18 protein-coding genes are annotated in these 19363 nt (G+C 74.5%); 8 read left to right on the top strand and 10 right to left on the bottom strand.

Annotated features, from left to right (window positions below):
• Positions 1 to 44: 44 nt before the first annotated feature.
• Positions 45 to 677: a pyridoxamine 5'-phosphate oxidase gene (gene pdxH / locus ACFVFS_RS10255; protein WP_380622367.1), complete on the bottom strand. Its 633-nt coding sequence runs from the start codon at positions 675 to 677 to the stop codon at positions 45 to 47.
• Positions 678 to 1092: 415 nt separating this feature from the next.
• Between pdxH and ACFVFS_RS10250 the strand changes: the two genes are divergently transcribed.
• Positions 1093 to 2193 (top strand): citrate synthase 2, encoded by a 1101-nt coding sequence (locus tag ACFVFS_RS10250; RefSeq protein WP_380622239.1) that lies wholly within the window; start codon positions 1093 to 1095, stop codon positions 2191 to 2193.
• Positions 2194 to 2350: 157 nt separating this feature from the next.
• Positions 2351 to 3469, top strand: coding sequence for a phosphoserine transaminase (gene serC, locus ACFVFS_RS10245; RefSeq protein WP_380622236.1), 1119 nt, complete (start codon positions 2351 to 2353; stop codon positions 3467 to 3469).
• A 246-nt stretch (positions 3470 to 3715) separates the two neighbouring features.
• Here serC and thpR read toward each other — a convergent pair whose 3' ends face one another.
• A complete protein-coding gene (gene thpR, locus ACFVFS_RS10240) occupies positions 3716 to 4315 on the bottom strand; it encodes an RNA 2',3'-cyclic phosphodiesterase (RefSeq protein WP_380622234.1) in 600 nt (199 codons plus the stop codon).
• A gap of 46 nt (positions 4316 to 4361) precedes the next feature.
• Here thpR and ACFVFS_RS10235 point away from each other — a divergent pair, with 46 nt between their 5' ends.
• A complete protein-coding gene (locus ACFVFS_RS10235; RefSeq protein ID WP_380622232.1) occupies positions 4362 to 4880 on the top strand; it encodes a GNAT family N-acetyltransferase in 519 nt (172 codons plus the stop codon).
• 52 nt (positions 4881 to 4932) lie between these two features.
• On the opposite strand, the gene ACFVFS_RS10230 is transcribed toward ACFVFS_RS10235, so the two are convergent.
• Both ACFVFS_RS10230 and ACFVFS_RS10225 read right to left on the bottom strand, forming a co-directional pair.
• Positions 4933 to 6462: an MFS transporter gene (locus tag ACFVFS_RS10230; RefSeq protein ID WP_380622230.1), complete on the bottom strand. Its 1530-nt coding sequence runs from the start codon at positions 6460 to 6462 to the stop codon at positions 4933 to 4935.
• Positions 6463 to 6583: 121 nt separating this feature from the next.
• Complete coding sequence (locus ACFVFS_RS10225; protein WP_355359938.1) at positions 6584 to 7018, bottom strand: MarR family transcriptional regulator; 435 nt, start codon at positions 7016 to 7018, stop codon at positions 6584 to 6586.
• A 246-nt stretch (positions 7019 to 7264) separates the two neighbouring features.
• Here ACFVFS_RS10225 and ACFVFS_RS10220 point away from each other — a divergent pair, with 246 nt between their 5' ends.
• Positions 7265 to 7690, top strand: a complete 426-nt coding sequence (locus ACFVFS_RS10220; RefSeq protein ID WP_380622227.1) for a VOC family protein — start codon at positions 7265 to 7267, stop codon at positions 7688 to 7690.
• A gap of 47 nt (positions 7691 to 7737) precedes the next feature.
• Here ACFVFS_RS10220 and ACFVFS_RS10215 read toward each other — a convergent pair whose 3' ends face one another.
• On the bottom strand, positions 7738 to 8661 hold the full coding sequence (locus ACFVFS_RS10215; RefSeq protein ID WP_380622225.1) for a DUF4231 domain-containing protein: 924 nt from the start codon (positions 8659 to 8661) through the stop codon (positions 7738 to 7740).
• Between the two features lie 125 nt (positions 8662 to 8786).
• On the opposite strand from ACFVFS_RS10215, the gene ACFVFS_RS10210 reads away from it, so the two are divergent.
• The gene (locus tag ACFVFS_RS10210) at positions 8787 to 9230 is read left to right on the top strand and encodes a VOC family protein (RefSeq protein WP_380622365.1); all 444 of its coding nucleotides are present in this window, start codon (positions 8787 to 8789) and stop codon (positions 9228 to 9230) included.
• 96 nt (positions 9231 to 9326) lie between these two features.
• On the opposite strand, the gene ACFVFS_RS10205 is transcribed toward ACFVFS_RS10210, so the two are convergent.
• The 3 genes from ACFVFS_RS10205 to ACFVFS_RS10195 form a co-directional block, all read right to left on the bottom strand.
• On the bottom strand, positions 9327 to 9746 hold the full coding sequence (locus tag ACFVFS_RS10205; RefSeq protein ID WP_380622223.1) for a PIN domain nuclease: 420 nt from the start codon (positions 9744 to 9746) through the stop codon (positions 9327 to 9329).
• Positions 9743 to 9943 carry a type II toxin-antitoxin system VapB family antitoxin gene (locus ACFVFS_RS10200; protein ID WP_380622221.1) on the bottom strand — a complete coding sequence of 67 codons (201 nt, stop codon included), beginning with the start codon at positions 9941 to 9943 and terminating at the stop codon, positions 9743 to 9745. Before ACFVFS_RS10200 ends, ACFVFS_RS10205 begins: the two co-directional genes overlap by 4 nt.
• 116 nt (positions 9944 to 10059) lie before the next feature.
• Complete coding sequence (locus ACFVFS_RS10195) at positions 10060 to 11523, bottom strand: NCS2 family permease (protein ID WP_380622219.1); 1464 nt, start codon at positions 11521 to 11523, stop codon at positions 10060 to 10062.
• Between the two features lie 248 nt (positions 11524 to 11771).
• On the opposite strand from ACFVFS_RS10195, the gene ACFVFS_RS10190 reads away from it, so the two are divergent.
• The 3 genes from ACFVFS_RS10190 to ACFVFS_RS10180 are packed head-to-tail and all read left to right on the top strand — an operon-like array spanning position 11772 to position 14856.
• Positions 11772 to 12059 (top strand): DUF2530 domain-containing protein, encoded by a 288-nt coding sequence (locus ACFVFS_RS10190; protein WP_380622216.1) that lies wholly within the window; start codon positions 11772 to 11774, stop codon positions 12057 to 12059.
• A 52-nt stretch (positions 12060 to 12111) separates the two neighbouring features.
• Entirely contained in the window at positions 12112 to 14589 is a 2478-nt protein-coding gene (locus ACFVFS_RS10185) for an HAD-IC family P-type ATPase (protein WP_380622214.1), read from the top strand.
• A 30-nt stretch (positions 14590 to 14619) separates the two neighbouring features.
• On the top strand, positions 14620 to 14856 hold the full coding sequence (locus ACFVFS_RS10180) for a hypothetical protein (protein WP_380622212.1): 237 nt from the start codon (positions 14620 to 14622) through the stop codon (positions 14854 to 14856).
• 27 nt (positions 14857 to 14883) lie between these two features.
• On the opposite strand, the gene ACFVFS_RS10175 is transcribed toward ACFVFS_RS10180, so the two are convergent.
• Both ACFVFS_RS10175 and ACFVFS_RS10170 read right to left on the bottom strand, forming a co-directional pair.
• Complete coding sequence (locus tag ACFVFS_RS10175) at positions 14884 to 18189, bottom strand: sacsin N-terminal ATP-binding-like domain-containing protein (protein WP_380622210.1); 3306 nt, start codon at positions 18187 to 18189, stop codon at positions 14884 to 14886.
• Between the two features lie 166 nt (positions 18190 to 18355).
• Positions 18356 to 19237: a DUF3027 domain-containing protein gene (locus tag ACFVFS_RS10170; RefSeq protein WP_380622208.1), complete on the bottom strand. Its 882-nt coding sequence runs from the start codon at positions 19235 to 19237 to the stop codon at positions 18356 to 18358.
• Positions 19238 to 19363 lie beyond the last annotated feature (126 nt).

Raw genomic sequence — 19363 nt, 5'->3', positions numbered from 1 at the left:
GGGGGCAGAGCCGCGGGCGGCTCACGGGCAGTGCCGGCCCCGCCTCACGGGCAGAGCCGCTCGACCCGCCAGCCCGTCGGGGCGGTCGGCTCGGCGACGTACCGCAGCCGGTCGTGCAGCCGGTTCTCCCGTCCCTGCCAGAACTCCACGCTCGCCGGCACCACCCGGTACCCGCCCCAGAACGGCGGCACCGGAACCCCCTCGCCCTCCGGGTAGCGCCGCTCCAGCTCCGCGTAGCGCTGCTCCAGCACCTCGCGCGAGGCGACCGGGCTGGACTGCTCGCTGGCCCAGGCGCCCAGCTGGGAGCCGTGCGGGCGGGTGCGGAAGTAGGCGGCGGTCTCGTCCCGGCCGACCTTCTCCACCCGGCCCTGGACGATCACCTGGCGGGCCAGCGCGACCCACGGGAAGAGCAGCGCCGCATGCGGGTTGGCGGCCAGCTCGGTGCCCTTGCGGGAGCCGTAGTTGGTGAAGAAGACGAAGCCGCGGGCGTCGAACGCCTTGAGCAGCACGGTGCGCGCGCTGGGCCGCCCCCCGGCGTCGGCGGTGGAGAGCACCATCGCGTTGGGCTCCACCACCCCCGCGTCGTCCGCCTCGTGGAACCACCGGGTGAACTGGCCGACCGGGTCGGCGGCGAGCTCCTCCTCGGCCAGGCCCTCGTGCGCGTAGTGCTTGCGCATCACGGTGAGGTCCGGTCCGGGGCGGGCCTCGTCGGCCAGGATCCGGGTGGCGGGGGTCAGGGGCGTCGACTGGGCGCGGTCCGGGGTCTGCACGTCAACATCATCCCGTACGACAAGCAACCGGCACCGCTACCTCTGGACAAACCCCGGTGGGAGTTAAGGTGACTCGCCACCGACCGGACGCCCGTCGTACGGTGTTTTGTCCGCAACCGCACCCTTCGCCCCGGAGATCCGCCCGGCACGACCGGCCGTCGAGCGAAAAGTCAAGCGGGCCCCGGGAAAACATCACCACCGTGGTGTATGGCGCAATGCACCCCGTGCCTGTCACCCTGGCACCGAGTGCCAACCACCATTCGGTCAGAGGCGGGCCTCCCCACCACGGCGGCCGCCGATCGCAGAACTGAAGGAGCCGTGCATGTCCGACTTCGTACCCGGGCTCGAAGGTGTCGTCGCGTTCGAGAGCGAGATCGCCGAACCCGACCGTGAAGGCGGCGCTCTGCGGTACCGGGGCGTCGACATCGACGACCTGGTCGGCAATGTCTCCTTCGGCCACGTCTGGGGCCTGCTGGTCGACGGCAAGTTCAACCCCGGCCTGCCGGCCGCCGAACCCTTCCCGATCCCGGTCCACTCCGGCGACATCCGGGTCGACGTGCAGTCCGCCCTCGCCATGCTCGCCCCGGTCTGGGGCCTCAAGCCGCTGCTGGACATCGACGCCGAGCAGGCCCGCGACGACCTCGCGCGCGCCGCCGTCATGGCGCTCTCCTACGTCGCCCAGTCCGCCCGCGGCCAGGGCCTGCCGATGGTCCCGCAGAGCGAGATCGACAAGGCCGAGACCGTCGTCGAGCGCTTCATGATCCGCTGGCGCGGCGAGCCGGACCCCAAGCACGTCAAGGCCATCGACGCCTACTGGACCTCCGCCGCCGAGCACGGCATGAACGCCTCGACCTTCACCGCCCGGGTCATCGCCTCCACCGGCGCCGACGTCGCGGCCGCCCTCTCCGGCGCGGTCGGCGCGATGTCCGGCCCGCTGCACGGCGGCGCGCCGTCCCGCGTGCTCGGCATGATCGAGGAGATCGAGCGCACCGGCGACGCCACCACCTGGGTCAAGAACGCGCTGGACAAGGGCGAGCGCCTGATGGGCTTCGGCCACCGCGTCTACCGCGCCGAGGACCCGCGCGCCCGGGTGCTGCGCCGTACCGCCAAGGAGCTCGGCGCGCCGCGCTTCGAGGTCGCCGAGGCGCTGGAGAAGGCCGCGCTGGAGGAGCTGCACAACCGCCGCCCCGACCGCGTGCTGGCCACCAACGTCGAGTTCTGGGCCGCGATCATGCTGGACTTCGCCGAGGTCCCGGCGCACATGTTCACCTCGATGTTCACCTGTGCCCGGACGGCGGGCTGGTCGGCGCACATCCTGGAGCAGAAGCGCACGGGCCGGCTCGTGCGCCCCGCCGCGCGCTACATCGGCCCCGGCCCGCGCAGCCCGCGCGAGATCGAGGGCTACGACGCCATCGCGCGCTGATCCGCCCGACCTTCGCAGGTCACCGCACCGCCGCGCGGACAGCGGGTCCGGCATGTGAACCGGACCCGCTGTTTCCGCAGCTCGCGGGGCGGTCGGCGGCATCTCAGCGGGCGGACCGCCGTCGAATCCGGCCACCCCGGCGGGTAGGCTGCGCCCCGTGGCTCAGATCCAGATCCCCGCTGACATCAAGCCCGCCGACGGCCGTTTCGGCTGCGGCCCGTCCAAGGTGCGCCCCGAGGCCCTGAGTGCCCTCGCCGCGACCGAGACCTCCCTGCTCGGCACCTCGCACCGCCAGGCCCCGGTGAAGAACCTGGTCAAGCGCGTGCGCGAGGGCGTGAGCAGCCTGTTCTCCCTCCCCGAGGGGTACCAGGTGGTGCTCGGCAACGGCGGGTCCACCGCCTTCTGGGACATCGCGGCCTTCGGCCTGGTACGGGAGAAGTCCCAGCACCTCGACTTCGGCGAGTTCTCCTCCAAGTTCGCCTCCTCCGTCAAGGCCGCGCCCTGGCTGGCCGAGCCGAGCGTGATCAAGACCGCCCCGGGCACCCACCCGCTGCCGGTCGCCGAGGCCGGCGTCGACGTCTACGCGCTCACCCACAACGAGACCTCCACCGGCGTCGCGATGCCGATCGCCCGCCCGGCCGGCGGCGACGAGGGCTCGCTGGTCCTGGTGGACGCCACCTCGGGCGCCGGCGGCCTGCCGGTGGACATCGCCGAGACCGACGTCTACTACTTCGCCCCGCAGAAGTCCTTCGCCTCCGAGGGCGGCCTGTGGCTGGCGTCGTTCTCCCCGGCCGCGCTGGAGCGCGCCGCCGAGATCGCCGGCTCCGGCCGGTACATCCCGCCGTTCTTCGACCTGCCGACGGCCATCGACAACTCGTCGAAGGACCAGACGTACAACACCCCGTCGATCGCCACCCTGTTCCTGCTGGCCGACCAGCTGGAGTGGCTGAACGGCAACGGCGGGCTCGACTGGGCCGTCGCCCGTACGGCCGACTCCTCGTCCCGGCTGTACGGCTGGGCCGAGAAGTCCTCGTTCGCCAACCCGTTCGTGGCGAACCCGGCCGAGCGCTCGCAGGTGGTCGGCACGATCGACTTCGACGACGCGGTGGACGCCGCCGCCGTCGCCAAGGCGCTGCGCGCCAACGGCATCGTCGACACCGAGCCGTACCGCAAGCTGGGCCGCAACCAGCTGCGCGTCGCGATGTTCCCCGCGATCGACCCGGCCGACGTCGATGCGCTCACCGCCTGCGTCGACTACGTGGTCGAGCGCCTCTGACCGGACCTCGCGGACGGACTGCGAAGGGCCACCGCCTCCGGGCGGTGGCCCTCGCTCCGTCTCCGGCCCTTATCGGTTGACCAGCGAGCTGACCAGGACGACGACCAGCAGCAGCACCAGCGCTCCGGTCACGATTCGCATGCGAGTCTTGGGATCCACGGTCAACGAGCGTACCCCCGGCCGGTTCGCGGCCGGACGGCGAGGTTGGCGATCCGGCCGCGGAGGTCGGCGATCGGGCCGCCGCCGCTACGGCGGCCCGGCCTCCCAGCGGGCCAGCGGCCAGGAGCACAGCGAGGTGTGGCGGACGGCGCCGCCGTCCTGCGCGCTGCGCATCAGGTGCAGCTCGGCGGCCTCCCACTCCGGGCCCCGGTGGCCCTCCAGCGCCTGCGCCAGGGCGTCCAGCCGGCCGGCCGCCGTCCGCTGCTCCGCCCGCCGCCGGCCGCGCGTGGAGCCGGCCCGGGCCAGGGTCAGGTGCGGGTGGAAGGTGAAGTCGTCCGTCTCGCCGACCACCTCCGCGGCGGCCCCGTGCACCGCCTCGGCGAGCCGGCGCAGCGCCCAGTCCTGCCCCTCCACCCCGGCCCAGAGCACCCGGTCGCCGAACCGTCCGCCGCCGGCCAGCCGCAGGGTGTGCGCCGGGTGCCCCTCGGCGACCCCGGCCAGCGCGGCCTCCAGCCCGGGCACCCGTTCGGCCGGCACCTCGCCGAGGAAGGCCAGGGTCAGGTGCCAGGCGTCGACCGCCGTCCAGCGCAGCCGGTCCGCCCCCGGCAGCCCGCGCACCGGGGCCACCGCGTCGGCCAGGTCCTGCAGCGCCTCCACCGGAGGCAGCACCGCCACGAAGAGCCTCATGGAGCCATCTTCCCGCGCGCGGCGGCGTGGGCTAGAACGGTTTCCCATGAGGATCCGCACCGGGGGCCCCGAGGACATCCCCGACATCCTGTCCCTGCTCGACGGCGCCGTGGCCTGGCTGGCCGCCCGGGGCCGCACCCGCCAGTGGGGCGAGCACTCCTTCAGCGGCTCCGCCACCCGCGTCGAGCACATCGGCAGGTACGGGAGCGAGCCGTTCCTGATCCGGCTCGCGGTCGACGACGGGGGGCGGACGGTCGGCTGCTGCGTCCTGTCCGAGGAGCGCCCCGCGTACGCCACCGCGGTGGACGGCCGCGAGCTGTACATCCGCAACCTGGTGACCGACCGCGGCCGCAAGGGCTCCGGGATCGGCGCCGCGCTGATCGCCGACGCCCTCGACGAGGCCCGCCGGCGCGGCATCGGCCTGCTGCGGGTGGACTGCTTCGGCGGGGACGACCGCAAGCTGGTCGGCCAGTACCGGGCCCTCGGCTTCCACGAGACCGAGTCCTTCGAGGTCGAGCAGCCGGCCGGCCCCTGGCCGGGGCAGATCCTGGCGATCCGGCTCTGACCGCCCGAACGCGGCCCCGGGAGCGCCGCGGCGTTCCCGGGGCCGCCCGGGGTCAGCAGGCCGTGGCCAGCTCCGGCTTGGCGGCCTCCGCCGGGCGCGGCACCAGCGCCACCACCCGGCCGCCGCGGCCCGGGTGCAGGTCGAGCCGCAGCCGGAGGTCGGCGCTGCGGGCCAGCACCAGGCCGACCACACCGGCCGCCGCCGCCGAGACCAGGCCGCAGGCCAGCAGCCCCACCCGGGGGCCGTACGAGGCGGTGACCCAGCCGACGACCGGCGCGCCGATCGGCGTTCCGCCGGTGAAGACCAGCATCAGCAGGCCCATCACCCGGCCGCGCATCGCGGGCTCGGTGGCCAGCTGGAGCGAGGCGTTGACCGAGGTGTTGAAGCTCAGCCCGAACACCCCGACCAGGGTGAGCAGCAGCGCGAAGGTCCAGTAGCCTGGCGCGAACGCCGCCACCGCCTCCAGCGCGCCGAAGCCGAGCGCGGCGCCGACGAGTCCGCGCAGCCGGGGCACGCCCCGGCGGGCCGCGACCAGCGCGCCGGTCAGCGAGCCGACCGCCATCGCGGTGTTCAGCAGGCCGTACTGCCCGGCGCCGACGTGGAAGGTGTCGGAGGCGAAACCCGCCAGCAGCGTCGGGAAGTTGAAGCCGAAGGTGCCGATGAAGCCGGCCAGCACCATCGGCCAGAGCAGCTCGGGCCGCTCCTTGACGTACCGCAGGCCCTCCCGCAGCTGCCCCTTCTCGCGGGCGATCGGCGCGGTCGGCCGCAGTTCGCTCTCCCGCATCGCGAGCAGTCCGCCGATCACGGCGGCGAACGACAGCGCGTTCAGCGCGAAAGCCCAGCCGCTGCCGACCGCGGCGATCAGCAGGCCCGCGACGGCGGGGCCGACCAGCCGGGCGGTCTGGAAGTTGGCGGCGTTCAGGCTGACCGCGTTGGCGAGGTCCTTCGGGCCGACCATCTCGGAGACGAAGGCCTGCCGGGTCGGGTTGTCGACCACCGTGACCAGGCCGAGCAGCAGCGCGAACGCGTACACGTAGTACGGGGTCACCACGCCGCCGACGGTCAGCACGGCGAGGCCCGCGGCGAGCAGGCCCATCGCGCCCTGGGTGAAGATCAGCAGCCGGCGCTTGGGCATCCGGTCGGCGAGCACCCCGCCGAACAGGCCGAACAGCAGCATCGGCAGGAACTGCATGGCGGTGGTGATGCCGACCGCGAGCGGGCTGCCGGTGAGGCTCAGGACCAGCCAGTCCTGGGCGATCCGCTGCATCCAGGTCCCGGTGTTGGACACCACCTGGCCGGCGAAGTAGTAGCGGTAGTTGCGAACGCGCAGTGAGGAGAACATCCCCCCGGGGCGGGTGAACCCGGCGCCGGTCGGGGACGAGGCCGCGCGGGTGCGGCCGGGAGCGGCGGGTTCGTCCGCCGCGGTGCGTTCGTCGGGGTCGTCGTCGCCGTTGCCGGGCAGCCCCGCGGGGGCGGGTGCCTGGGCGTCGGCGGCCGCGGCGCTCGCCGCGGCGGGGTCGGTGGTCTGCTCGTCGGTCCGGGTACGGGTGGCGGCGGCGCTGGCTGCGGCCGGCGGTGTCACGGTGGTCTCCCCTCGCGGCGCGACGGCCCGTGGCGGGGCCGTCGCGCTCCTGGTGTCGGTCATCGGTCCTGCGGTGATGCGGTTCTCCTTCGTCCTCCGGCGGCCACCGGATTCGCTGTGCCTAGAGGTGTGCGAGCTTGTAGAGCACGGGCGCCGCCTCGCGGAGCTTCGCCCACTCCTCCTCGTCGAGCCCTTCGGCGAGCTCGGCGAGCCAGGCGTTGCGGCGCCGGCGGGACTCCGCCAGGATCGCCTCGGCCTGCTCGGTACTGCTGACGACCACCTGCCGGCGGTCCTCCGGGTGCGGTTCGCGCCGCACCAGGCCCTTCTCCTCCAGCATCGCGACGATCCTGGTCATCGAGGGCGGCTGTACGTGCTCCTTCCGGGCGAGCTCGCCCGGCGTGGCCTTCCCGCACCGGGCGAGGGTGCCCAGCACCCCGATCTCGGTAGGGCTGAGCGACTCCTCGACCCGCTGGTGGCGCAGTCGACGGGAGAGGCGCATGGCGGACGACCGCAGCTGACTGATGGCTGCGAGGTCCTGCTCGGACATCTCGGGCATGTTCTTTAGCCTACGTCATTACTCTGGCTAAAGAAAATTGGATTCCGATCGTCCGCCTCCCGGCGGCATGCCGGCCCGGGCCATGGGGCAGGAGTACGCGAAGGCCTCCCGGACGTGCGCGCCGTCCCCCCGCCCCGGTCCGGCTGGCCGTGCCCTCCGTGACTCCCGGTGCGATGCTGGTCGTGGGACCCGGTTCCGCACGGGCCCCGGCGCCGCACCACCGCTCAGCAGAAGGGCCGACCAGACATGACCGACGTCGCCGCCGAGCAGGCCACCCCGGTCGGCCCGGCCGAGCAGAACGACACCGGCTTCGCCCGCCTCGCCATGGTCACCATCGACTGCGCCGACCCGGTCGCGCTGGCCGCCTTCTACGGCGCGCTGCTCGGATGGGAGACCCGGCACGTGGACGAGCGGTTCGCGATCCTGGACAACCCGGAGGGCGGCAGCCCGCTCGGCTTCGGCCGGGTCAGCGGGTACCGGCCGGAGCCGTGGACCGAGCCGGACGGCGGCAAGCACTTCCACCTGGACTTCTACGTCGACGACCTGGAGGCGGCCACCGCCCGCGCGCTGGCCCTGGGGGCGACCGAGCCCACCCACCAGCACGGCCGCACCCTCAAGGTGCTGATCGACCCGGCCGGCCACCCGTTCGGCCTGGCCCCGCTGGACGCCTGACCGGCGGGCTCCGCCGACCCGCCGACCCGCCGACCGGTCGGCGCGGGTCAGCGCGGGAAGGCCCGCCGCGCCCGCCAGGTGGTGTGCTCGCGCGACACCGCGTCCTCCGCCTCGGCGGCCAGCCGCGCCCAGCGCTGCTCGGCGTCCGGCGTCCGGGTGTCGAGGTCGGACAGCTGGTTGCCGACGTTCTCCAGCTCCCGCGCCGCCAGCTGGTACGCGGCCGCCAGCGGGCGGAGCTGCTTCAGCTGCGTCCAGGCGATCACCGCCGCGGCCGCCGCCGAGGTGGCCCCGAACACGTGCACCTCCAGCGCCCCGGTCGCCTGCGCGACGGCCGCCGCGGCACCCACGATGATCAGCGCCGCCACGCCCAGCCCCCAGGTGACCGCCTGCGACTCGCAGGACTCGGCGCGCGAGCGGTACCACGTCCGCTGCCCCTCCACCCGGGTGCGCAGGTAGAGCGTCCGGCGCGAGGTCAGCGACTCCGCCCGCACCCGGCGCATCTCCGGGGTGATCTCGGCGACCGACCCCGGCGGCACGATCGCCGGGTCCTCGAACGCCCGCAGCACGTCCTCCACCTGCAGCAGGTAGCCGCGGTCGACGTCCGCCGACTCCGCGGCACCCTCGAACGGCCGGGCCCGCACCGAGTACTTCCAGGCCAGCGTCTTCACCGACTCCGCGGCCGCCCGCGCCTCGTACCACCGCGCCTGCGGATTGCTGCGCCGCAACCGCGACCAGAAGTACCCCGCCACCAGCAGCGCCACCACCGAGAACAGCGGCGTGATGTCGGAGGCCCCCTTCTCGTCCGGCCCGGGCAGCGAACCGACCGCCGCCGCGACCACCAGCATCGAGATGAGCCCCCGGTACCAGCGCAGCGTCTCCTGCTGCCCCGACAGCGACGCCTGGTCGGCCGTCCGGAACAGCTCCGGCAGCAACTGCGCCTCGACCCCCGCGGGCGGATCCTGTCTCACCATCGAACCGCTCCCCTCCCCCGTCTCAGCCCGGAGTATGCCCCCGGTCAACTCCCCTACACCGGCGCCCCCTTGACAGATCCTCTTGCCCCCGCCCTTTCGCAACCCCTATAACCGGTTACATGCCCATGCACTGGAAGCTCGTCATCGACGCCGCCGACCCGCACCGCCAGGCCGCGTTCTGGGCCGCCGCCCTCGACTACACGGTCGAGGACCACAGCGCCCTGATCACCGGCCTGCTCTCGGCCGGCGCGATCACCCCGGACCTGGTCACCGAGGTCGACGGCCGCCACGCCTGGCAGACCCTCGCCGCCGTCCGGCACCCCGAGGACCCGCACGACCCGGCCTCCGGCACCGGCCTCGGCCGGCGCATCCTCTTCCAGCGCGTCCCCGAGCCGAAGCAGGACAAGAACCGCCTCCACCTCGACCTCCACCCGGGCCCCGACGCCCGCGCCGCCACCGTGGCCCGCCTCGAATCTCTCGGCGCCACCACCCTCCGCGAGGTCGCCGAACCGGGCGGCTCCTGGACCGTCATGCAGGACCCCGAGGGCAACGAATACTGCGTCCACTGACCCACCGGACGCCGACGGCCCCGCGCTCCGGACGGAGCGCGGGGCCGTCGGGCCGTCCGCGGGCCTCAGAGGAGGCCGAGGGCGGGAAAGGGGGTGTCAGTCGGCCGTCCCCGTCGGCACGACCCAGCGAGTGGGCCGGCCGGTGATGGCCGCGATCATGTCGTAGTCGCCGTCGTAGTGCAGGACCGTGGCCTCGTGCCGCTCGGCGGTGGCGGCGATCAGCATGCCGGCCATGGACAGGGCGCGGTGGTTTCCCCGGAACATCGCACGGCGCTGGATGTCCTTGGCCCGGTCCCAGACCTCGTCCGTGCACGGCAGGTAGTCGAACCCCCGGAGCAGATGACTCAGCCGGTCCGCCTCCGCGACGCTTCGGGCGCTGTGCAGCACCTCCATCTCCACGGCCGCGCTCACCGCCAGCAGCGCGCGCTGCGAGAGGTCGTCGAGGACGGGCCGCACCGCCGGCTTTCCCCAGCGCGCCAGGGCCGACTTGTCGATCAGGAAGCGCTCCCGGGTCACGCCGCCGCCGACTTGCCCGACTCGCCGAGGAGGTCGAACTCCCCGTTCGCGATGGCATCGGCAAGCTCTATCCGGCGCGCCAGCTTCACGGCCTCCAGCAGCGCCGCATTGACCGTGGCGACCTTGGTGGTCGTGCCGAACAGACGCTGCGCCTCGGCCAGGAGGTCGTCGTCGAGGTCGATCACCGTTCGCGCCATGGCCGTTCCTCCAGCAGTCGACAACGAGAAAACGATATCAGTTCCGATGCATCCCCGATATCAAAACGGCCCCGCGCTCCGTCCGGAGCGCGGGGCCGTCGGGCCGTCCGCGGGCCTCAGAGGAGGCCGAGGGCGGGCATCAGGTAGTAGAAGGCGAAGACGCCGGCCACCGCGTACATCGGGAACGGGACCTCGCGGCCGCGGCCGGTGGCGAGGCGCAGGATGCAGAAGGTGATGAAGCCGAAGCCGATGCCGTTGGTGATCGAGTAGGTGAACGGCATCATCGCGATGGTCAGGAAGGCCGGGATCGCGATGGTGTAGTCGGCCCAGTCGATGTCCCGCACGGAGTTGGCGAGGATCAGGAAGCCGACGGTGACCAGGGCCGGGGTGGCGGCCTGGGCCGGGACCATGGTGGCGAGGGGGGTGAGGAAGAGGGCCACCACGAAGAGGCCGCCGGTGACGACGGAGGCGAAGCCGGTGCGGGCGCCCTCGCCGACGCCGGCGGTGGACTCGACGAAGCAGGTGTTGGCGGAGGAGGAGGTCGCGCCGCCGGCCGCGGTGGCGATGCCGTCGATCATCAGGACCTTGTTGATGCCGGGAAGGTCGCCCTTCTCGTCCAGCAGGTGGGCCTCGTCGGCGACGCCGAGGATGGTGCCCATCGCGTCGAAGAAGCAGGACATCAGGACGGTGAAGACGAAGAGCGCGCCGGTGAGGACGCCGACCTTCTCGAAGCCGCCGAACAGGCTGACCTTGCCGACCAGGCCGAAGTCCGGGGCGGCGACCGGGTTGCCCGGCCAGGTCGGGACGGTCAGGCCCCAGTTGAGCGCGGGGATGTCGGCGATCTTGTCGATCACGACGGCGACGGCGGTCATCACGGCGATGGAGACCAGGATCGCGCCGGGGACCTTGCGGACCACCAGGACCAGCGTGAGCAGCAGGCCGAGCACGAAGACCAGCACGGGCCAGCCGAGCAGGTGGCCGCCGGCGCCGAGCTGGAGCGGGACGGTGGTGTGGGCGGCGTCGGGGATGCGGCTGACGAAGCCGGAGTCGACCAGGCCCACCAGGGTGATGAACAGGCCGATGCCGATCGCGATGGCCTTGCGCAGCCCCAGCGGGACGGCGCTCATGACCCGCTCGCGCAGGCCGGTGGCGACCAGGAGCATGATCGCGAAGCCGGCCAGCACGACCATGCCCATGGCGTCCGGCCAGGTCATCTTGGGCGCGAGCTGGAGGGCGACGATGGTGTTGACGCCGAGGCCGGCGGCCAGGCCGATCGGGACGTTGCCGATGACGCCCATGAGCAGCGTGGTCAGACCGGCGGTGAGCGCGGTGGCGGTGACCAGCTGGGCGCTGTCCAGGTGGGCGCCGGTCATGTCCGTGGCGCTGGCCAGGATGATCGGGTTCAGCACCAGGATGTACGCCATGGTGAAGAAGGTGGCGACGCCGCCGCGGATCTCGCGCGGCAGGGTCGAGCCGCGCTCGCTGATCCGGAAGTAGCGGTCCAGCGCGCCGAACGGGGGCTTCGGCGCGTCGGGCCGGGCGGGCTCGGGCGACTCGGTGGTCGGCTGGGCCACGGGCATGCTGCGTCCTCTGTGGGGGGCTGAGGAGAGGGGGACCCGCCCGGGAACGACGGTGGCCGGGCGAACCGGTGGGACGGGCACGAAGCACGATGTCCTGAGCATGCCGCGGCCGACCGGAGAGACAAGTATGGGTTCCCCGATCGCTCGTACGCTATCTTCGCGCGTAGAACGAATAACCCAGGTAACGCGCGCGGACAGGCCCCGCGCAGAATCGATCGGACGTGCGGCCGCACCGTACCCTAGGGCCCATGCCCAAGACGCCACTGCACCCCTCGCCCCCGCCGCTGGAGGCCAACGACGTCGCGATCGTCGGCGGCGGCACGGTGCTCTGGTTCGCGGCGTTCGTCGTCCTGCTCCCGTTCTGGGGCACCCTCTCCGACCACGGCCACGGCAGCTGGCCGTGGATCTGCCTGGCCGGCGGCGGACTCGGGCTGATCGGGCTCTGGTACTGCCGGGCCCGCCGGGACGCCATCGCGCGAAGCCGGGCCGCCACCGCCGGAACGGACGCGGGGAACCCGGCCACCCGGTCGGACTGAATGGTCCTTTAGTAGCACGCACCGGACATGGGGCGCCCGTAGAGTCGGTGCCATGACGCAGCCCGCGCAGCCAGCCGAGGAACAGCCCAGAGGTGACCAGCCGGACGGCGCCCACCCGCTCGGCCTGCTGCCCGGGCGGGTCGGCGGGCTGACCGCGGCCGAGGTGGCCGAACGGGTCGCCCGCGGCGAGGTCAACGACGTCCCGGTCCGCTCCAGCCGCTCCACCCGGGAGATCGTCCGGGCCAACGTCTTCACCCGGTTCAACGCGATCATCGGCGTGATGTTCGCGATCATCCTGGTCGTCGGCCCGCTCCAGGACGGCCTGTTCGGCCTGGTCATCGTCGCCAACACGGCGATCGGCATCATCCAGGAGCTGCGCGCCAAGAAGACCCTGGACAGCCTCGCACTGATCGGCGAGGCCCGCCCCCAGGTGCGCCGGGACGGCGCCGCCCAACAGGTCGCGGTCGGCGAGATCGTGCTGGACGACACCGTGCTGCTCGGCATCGGCGACAAGGTGATCGTCGACGGCGAGGTCACCGAGGCGGACGGCCTGGAGATCGACGAGTCGCTGCTCACCGGCGAGCCGGACCCGGTGCTCAAGCACCCCGGCGACCCGGTGATGTCCGGCAGCTTCGTGGTGGCCGGCGCCGGCGCGTTCACCGCCACCAAGGTCGGCCGGGAGGCGTACGCGGCGCAGCTCGCCGAGGAGGCGAGCCGGTTCACCCTGGTGAAGTCGGAGCTGCGCTCGGGCATCGACAGCATCCTTCGGTTCATCACCTGGCTGCTGGTCCCGACCGCGATCGGTCTGATCATCAGCCAGCTGGCGGTGGAGGGCCGGGACTGGCGCGAGGCCGTCCGCCGGATGATCGCCGGGATCGTGCCGATGGTGCCCGAGGGCCTGGTGCTGCTGACCTCGGTGGCCTTCGCGATCGGCGTGGTCCGGCTGGGCCGCAAGCAGTGCCTGGTGCAGGAGCTGCCCGCGATCGAGGGGCTGGCCCGGGTGGACACGGTCTGCCTGGACAAGACCGGCACCCTCACCGAGGGCGGCATGGACGTCGTCGACCTGCGGATCATCGGCGCCGACGAGGGCGGCGGGCCGGACGCCGACGCCCTCGGGGACAACGGCGCCCGCAAGGAGACCGTCCGGCAGGCGCTCGGCGTGATGGCCGGCGCCGACGCCCGCCCCAACCCGTCGATGCAGGCCGTCATCGACGCCTACGGCGACGGCAGCGGCGAGCGGCGCGACGGCTGGCGGGTGATCGAGGCGATGCCGTTCTCCTCCGCCCGCAAGTGGAGCGGCGTACAGCTGCTGGAACCCCGCGGCGACGAGGCGAGCTGGCTGCTCGGCGCCCCCGACGTGCTGCTGCCGTCCGGCCACCCGGCGCTGGCCGAGGTGGACGAGCTGGGCGCCCAGGGCCTGCGGGTGCTGCTGCTGGGCCGCACGCCGGTCCCGCTGGACGCCCCGGACCCGGCCGCCGGGCTGCGCCCGCTCGCCCTGGTGGTGCTCCAGCAGCGGCTGCGCGAGGACGCCGCCGAGACCCTGCGCTACTTCGAGGGCCAGCGGGTCGAGGCGAAGGTGATCTCGGGCGACGCGGCCGTCTCGGTCGGCGCGGTCGCGGCCCACCTCGGGCTGTCCGGCGCCGACCACCCGGTGGACGCCCGCACCCTGCCCGCCGAGCCGCAGGCCTTCGCCGACACCGCCGAGCGCACCAGCGTCTTCGGCCGGGTCACCCCGCAGCAGAAGCGCCAGCTGGTCGGCGCGCTGCAGTCGCGCGGGCGCACCGTGGCGATGACCGGCGACGGCGTCAACGACGTGCTGGCGCTCAAGGACGCGGACATCGGCGTGGCGATGGGCAGCGGCAGCGACGCGACCAAGGCGGTCGCCCAGATCGTGCTGCTGAACAACTCCTTCGCGGTGATGCCCTCGGTGGTCGCCGAGGGCCGCCGGGTGATCGGCAACATCGAGCGGGTGGCCGGGCTGTTCCTGGTCAAGACGGTCTACTCGGTGCTGCTGGCGCTGCTGGTGATCTTCACCCACTCGCCGTACCCGTTCCTGCCCCGGCACTCCACCGTGCTGTCCACCCTGACGATCGGCGTGCCGGCCTTCTTCCTGGCGCTCGCGCCCAACAACGAGCGCGCCCGCACCGGCTTCGTGCGCCGGGTGCTGCGGCTGGCGATCCCGGGCGGCGTCATCGCGGGGACGGCCACCTTCACCGCGTACGCGCTGGCCCGGGCCGACCACGCCACCGACCTGGAGTCGGACACCAGCGTGGCCACCCTGACGCTCTTCCTGGTCGCGATCTGGGTGCTGGCGATCGTGGCCCGCCCGTACAACTGGTGGCGGCTGCTGCTGATCGGGACGATGGGCGGGGCGTTCGCCCTGGTGCTGACCGTGCCGTGGCTCTCCGACTTCTTCCAGCTCTCGCTGACCGGCACCCGGGACCCGTGGGTCGGCGTCGGCATCGCGCTGGTCGCCGGGGTGGTGCTGGAGGTGGTCTGGCGGATCATGCGCCGCCGGACCGATGATTGACCCACGAAGCAGCGCGATCGCGGGGGCGGCATGGCACGCAGGGGCGGGGAGCTGGAGGCCTTCGTGGCCTTCCTGGGCGGGTTGCTGGCCACCGGGCTGCTGGCCCTGGCGATGGCGGGGGTCGGCGCGCTCGCCGGGATCCACCCCGGGCCGCGGCTGACCACGGCGGTGGCCGCCGTGCTGACCGCCGTCTGGGTGGTGACCACCCTCGCGCTCTACCTGCGGATGATCGCCCGCGGCCGGACCCGCTCCGGCACCCGCTCCTGAGAGGGGCGGGCACCGGAGCCCGGCGGCTCAGCCCTCGAAGTCGCGGGCGGCGGACAGCTCGTAGGCGCGGTCCGGCTCGCTGAGCGCGGCCAGCACCTCGAACCGGCGGTGCCACTGCCCGACCGACCAGGCCAGCCCGGCGGCCAGCCCCTCCGGCGTGGCCGCGTGCAGCAGCCCGGGCACCGGCGGCACCTCGAACTCGTCGTCCTCGTCCGCCTCCTCGGCCGACTCCGGGTCGTACGGCGCCTCCGGGGTGGCGGCCGCGGCGTCCCAGCGCCAGTCCACGGCGGCCTCCTCGCCGTCCGGGCCGACCACCAGCAGCTCCTCGTGCTCCTCGTACGCGACCGGGCAGCCGGGCAGCAGCTCCCGCACCACGGCCGGCACCCGGTGCAGGGCGCCCTGGGAGAGCACCCGTCCGCCGGCCACCTCGCTGGCCAGCGAGACGTGCAGCCGCTCGGCGAGGTCGGCGGCGAGCGCCGGGGCGACCGGCAGCAGCGGGTGGTCGTGCAGCAGCTCCACCAGGTCGGGGGCGTCCGCGACGACGGCCTCGGCGGCGTCCACCACGACGGTGCGGTCGGGGCGGCGGCCGGTGGCGCGGTCCATCGGCGGCACCGCCCGCACCACGTCCAGCGGCTCGATCCGCTCCGCGTCGACCCGCGCCAGCGCGCTGTGGATGCCGTGCAGCTGGCGGTGCCCGACCTCGGCGACCGGGTCGGTGAGCCGGTCCAGCACCTCGTCCGGCCCGTGCGGCTCGGCGAGCAGCGCGGCCAGCGTGGTGCGCACCCCCAGCGCGTGCAGGAACTGCTCGTCCAGGGTGGTGCGGGCCTCGTCGTACAGGCCCCGCAGCAGCGGGTCGGCGCCGGCCGCGCGCAGCCCGGCGGGCTCGCGGCCGTCCAGCACCGGGTGGTCGCGCAGCCACCAGGCGGTGTACGGCGGCAGGTCGGCGTAGGTGCCGTCGGGCAGCAGCGTGCGGACGGGGGTGACGACGGCGTCCCGGTACGGCGGGCGGGCCAGCGCGGCCAGCGCCTGCGGCCAGGCGTCGTCGTCCACCAGGTCGAGGTCGCGGACGGCGAGCAGCTCGGCGGCGACCGGTGGGACGCCCACGGTGTCCCCGTCGTCGGCGTGCAGCGCCTCCAGCGCGTCCTCGGCCCAGTCGGCCAGGCCGTCCGGCGCCTCGTCGATCAGCCCGGTCGGGTGGCCGCCGGCCGCCCGGTCGGCGGGCGCGGTGGGGTCGAGCCGGTCCAGGTCGTCCGGGTCGAGCACCACGTCCTCGGCGCGGACCAGCACGAACTCGGCCGGCACGCCGGCGGCGGCGAGCACCTCGGGACCCCAGCGCTCCAGCAGCTCGTCGTCCACCCAGGCGGCGTCGTCCTCGCGGGCCAGCGCGGCGAGCGGGCTGTCCGGGAGCAGCAGCTCACCGGCGCGGGCGGGCTCGCCCTCGTCGTCGAGCAGGGCCAGCCGGGCCAGCCAGGGGTGCTCGCCGGGCGCCGGGGCGGCCGCCTTGACGAGCGCCAGCACCGCCTCGGCGAGGTCGGCGGCGGCGTCCGGGTCGTCCTCGGCCAGCTCGTAGGAGCGGGCGACGGCGGCCCGCACCTCGGGCGTGTCCAGCACCCCGGCCGGGGTGGCCGCGCCGGCGCCGAGCCGGGCCAGCAGCGGGTGGGCGGCCTCCGGGTGGGCGAGGCGCAGGTCGAGCACGGCGAGCGCGCCGGCCAGCGACTCGGGGTAGCCGGGGAAGGCGGCCCAGTCGGCGTCGTCGGAGGGCAGCAGGACCCGGCGCGGGCCGGTCACCGTCCGCCCGTCGGCGAGCGGCACCGGCAGCGCGCCGAGCGCCTCCGGGTCGGCACCGCCGAGCGCCGCGTACAGGTTGCGCCACCAGGCCGGCTCCCGGTCCAGGCCGCCGAGCTGGTCGACCACCTCGGCGAGCGGGACCCGCCGCACGTTCAGCACCCGCAGCTCGGTGCGGCGCTCCAGGCCGGCCGGCAGCAGGCCGGGGAAGATCGGCGCCAGCGCCTCGACCACCGAGCCGTCCGCGCCCTCCAGCAGCGTGGCGTCCCGGGGCCGCAGCGCGGGCGTGCCCTCCTCGACCGGCGCCGGGTGCGGCAGGAACGGCGTGCCGGGCAGCCGGGAGAGCACGGCGGCGCGCAGCGCGTTGTCCAGCGCGCCCTGGCCGAGCGGTCCCGGCACCAGGCCGAGCGAGCCGAGGTCGCCGCCGCGGGCGCGCAGCAGGTCGGCGTAGGCGTCGGCGGCGCGCTCGGTGAGGAAGTCGGCGAGCGGGCCGGGGGCGACGTGCCGGCGGGTGGAGTCCAGCGGGTAGGAGGCGATCAGCAGCGCGGGCAGGCCGAGCGGCTCGTCGCTGGGGGTGGGCGCGTGCAGCACCGGGGCGATCGCGGGCCGCTGCGGGGTGCCCTCGTCGGAGACCGGCACCGCCCAGGTCACCGTCCAGTAGGGGCGGGCGCGCTCCTCGGTGGGCCGGTCGGCGAGCAGGTCGGCGGCGAGCGCGCCGGCCGCGCCGGCGGTCTGCCAGACGGTGCGCCGCAGCCCGGCGCCGGCGTCGTCGGTGACCGTCACCTCGGTGACGCCGTCGGGGCGCGGCTCGGCGGCCGAGCGGGTCAGCGTGCGGGTGCCGTCCGAGGTCTCCACCACCACCTCGGCCAGGCCGGGCAGGGTGAGCAGCAGCGCGTCGTCGATGCCGGCCAGCAGCCGGCGGGTGAGGTCCTCGGCGGCGGCGTCGCGCAGCGGCAGCACCACCACCGTGTCGTAGCCCTCCGGCGCCGGGCCCTCGGCGGCGAACGGCAGGCGCAGCAGCGGGACGTGGCCGTCTCGGCGACGCAGCTCCTCGGCGAGCCCGCTCTGGCCCCCGGCCAGGGCCCGGGCCTCCGCGAGCGACCAGCGCACGCCGCCGGCCGAGCCGAGCACGGCGGGCTCGTCGGTGACCGCGAGGACGGCGGCGAAGCCGACGCCGAACCGGCCGACCGTGGTGTCGTGCTCGCCGCGCTTGGAGGAGGCGCGCAGGGTGGACAGCGACTCGACGGCGGCGGCGTCCAGCGGCGCGCCGGTGTTCGCGGCGGCCAGCACGCCGTCCGCGAGGGTCAGCCGCAGCCGGCCCGGGCCGTGCCCGGCGCGCACGGCGGCGTCGGCGGCGTTCTGCGCCAGCTCGACCACCAGCCGGTCGCGGTAGCCGCCGAGGGCGAGTTCCTCCTCGGCGTTGGCGTCCTCCCGGAACCGGGCCGGGGAGGCGGCCCAGGCGTCCAGCACCCGGCGGCGCAGTTCGGCGCTGCCGAAGGGGTCCGCGAGGTGCTCGTCCGTGCCGCTGCCGATGATCCGAGGTTCCACTGGACCTGCCGCCTTCCGCCGCCCTGTTGTGCCCTACGAAGGGCATTCTTCCTTGCCGGAAGGACTGCCCCGGACACGCCCCCGGCGGCGGCACGCCCGCACGGGGGCGGCGAACGGCGCCGGCCCGCCCCACGGGGTGGAACGGGCCGGCGGCGCACGGCGGTGCTCAGGAGTGGCCGAGCTCCTCGGTGGGCGCGTCCGGCTCCACCGAGCCGGAGAGCCGGTCCGGGTGCAGCGGCAGCGGCTCGACCACCAGCTCGTCCAGGATCAGCTCGGCGGGCGCCGGCGGGGCCGGGATGACGGCCGCCTCGGAGTGCCCGCCGCAGCCGTACGCGAAGGAGACGATCTGGCCGTCGGCCGGGCCGAACTCGTTGCCGCAGACGCCGAAGGCCTGGCCGAGCGTGCCGCCGATCGGGATCAGGAAGCCGCAGCTGGCGCAGGAGGCCGGGGCGGACTGCGCCATCGGCGTCTGCGGGCCGTGCGCCTTCTCCCAGCGGTCGGCGGCCAGGTGCATGCCGAGCCGGGAGAGCACCCGGCTGCGGCCCATGCCCAGCTCGTCGGCGACCGCGCCGATCTGGGCGCGCACCGGCGCCGGCTGGATGTCCGGGTCCGAGACCAGGACGTCCTCCTGTGCGGCCTGGGCCACCGCGGAGTTCGGCGCGGGCTCGTCCTCGCCGGTCCAGCCCGGCTCCAGGCGCGGATCGTCGGCGTCGGTGGGGAGCAGGTCCCCGGGGCCCATGTCGCCCGGGCGCAGCCGCTCGCTCCACGGCACCCACTGCGGGGCCAGGATCGCGTCGGCGCCGGGCAGCAGCACGACCTCGTCGAGCGTCACGTTCTTGGCGCGCGGGGCGCGGGCCACGGTGACCGCCCAGTGCCAGCCGCGGTAGGCCGCGTCCAGGCACTCGAAGGTGTGGGTCACGACACGGTCGGCCTCGGCCTGGACACCCAGGTGCGCTCCGACGGTCTCGGCGCCGACGGCGTCCTCGGCGGCCTGGCGGGCGAGTTCGACGGCCTCGGCACAGAGCCGATCAGGGGTACGGCTTCGCATCGCAGCACTCACGGCGTCGATTCTCTCCCAGTTCTTCTGTCGCCCACGGCGAGTTGCCTGTTCCGTCGCGGCTCGGTGTCCCTCGTCCATTCTGCGCGACCGCGGGCCGCCGCGGATACCGGCCGC

This window comes from Kitasatospora sp. NPDC057692 (genome assembly GCF_042799475.1).
Classification (GTDB): Bacteria; Actinomycetota; Actinomycetes; order Streptomycetales; family Streptomycetaceae; genus Kitasatospora.
The sequence above is the reverse complement of the archived record's forward strand: the minus strand, read 5'-3'. Positions and strand labels throughout refer to the sequence as shown.

Bases quoted from the DNA above. Each gene is read 5' to 3' on its own strand.
- ACFVFS_RS10170 (WP_380622208.1), bottom strand. From the start codon at position 19,237: ATGCGAAGCCGTACCCCTGATCGGCTCTGTGCCGAGGCCGTCGAACTC.
- ACFVFS_RS10250 (WP_380622239.1), top strand. From the start codon at position 1,093: ATGTCCGACTTCGTACCCGGGCTCGAAGGTGTCGTCGCGTTCGAGAGC.
- ACFVFS_RS10210 (WP_380622365.1), top strand. From the start codon at position 8,787: ATGCACTGGAAGCTCGTCATCGACGCCGCCGACCCGCACCGCCAGGCC.
- ACFVFS_RS10190 (WP_380622216.1), top strand. From the start codon at position 11,772: ATGCCCAAGACGCCACTGCACCCCTCGCCCCCGCCGCTGGAGGCCAAC.
- ACFVFS_RS10220 (WP_380622227.1), top strand. From the start codon at position 7,265: ATGACCGACGTCGCCGCCGAGCAGGCCACCCCGGTCGGCCCGGCCGAG.
- thpR (WP_380622234.1), bottom strand. From the start codon at position 4,315: ATGAGGCTCTTCGTGGCGGTGCTGCCTCCGGTGGAGGCGCTGCAGGAC.
- pdxH (WP_380622367.1), bottom strand. From the start codon at position 677: ATGCGCAAGCACTACGCGCACGAGGGCCTGGCCGAGGAGGAGCTCGCC.
- ACFVFS_RS10185 (WP_380622214.1), top strand. From the start codon at position 12,112: ATGACGCAGCCCGCGCAGCCAGCCGAGGAACAGCCCAGAGGTGACCAG.
- ACFVFS_RS10235 (WP_380622232.1), top strand. From the start codon at position 4,362: ATGAGGATCCGCACCGGGGGCCCCGAGGACATCCCCGACATCCTGTCC.
- ACFVFS_RS10225 (WP_355359938.1), bottom strand. From the start codon at position 7,018: ATGCCCGAGATGTCCGAGCAGGACCTCGCAGCCATCAGTCAGCTGCGG.
- ACFVFS_RS10180 (WP_380622212.1), top strand. From the start codon at position 14,620: ATGGCACGCAGGGGCGGGGAGCTGGAGGCCTTCGTGGCCTTCCTGGGC.
- ACFVFS_RS10215 (WP_380622225.1), bottom strand. From the start codon at position 8,661: ATGGTGAGACAGGATCCGCCCGCGGGGGTCGAGGCGCAGTTGCTGCCG.
- ACFVFS_RS10200 (WP_380622221.1), bottom strand. From the start codon at position 9,943: ATGGCGCGAACGGTGATCGACCTCGACGACGACCTCCTGGCCGAGGCG.
- ACFVFS_RS10195 (WP_380622219.1), bottom strand. From the start codon at position 11,523: ATGCCCGTGGCCCAGCCGACCACCGAGTCGCCCGAGCCCGCCCGGCCC.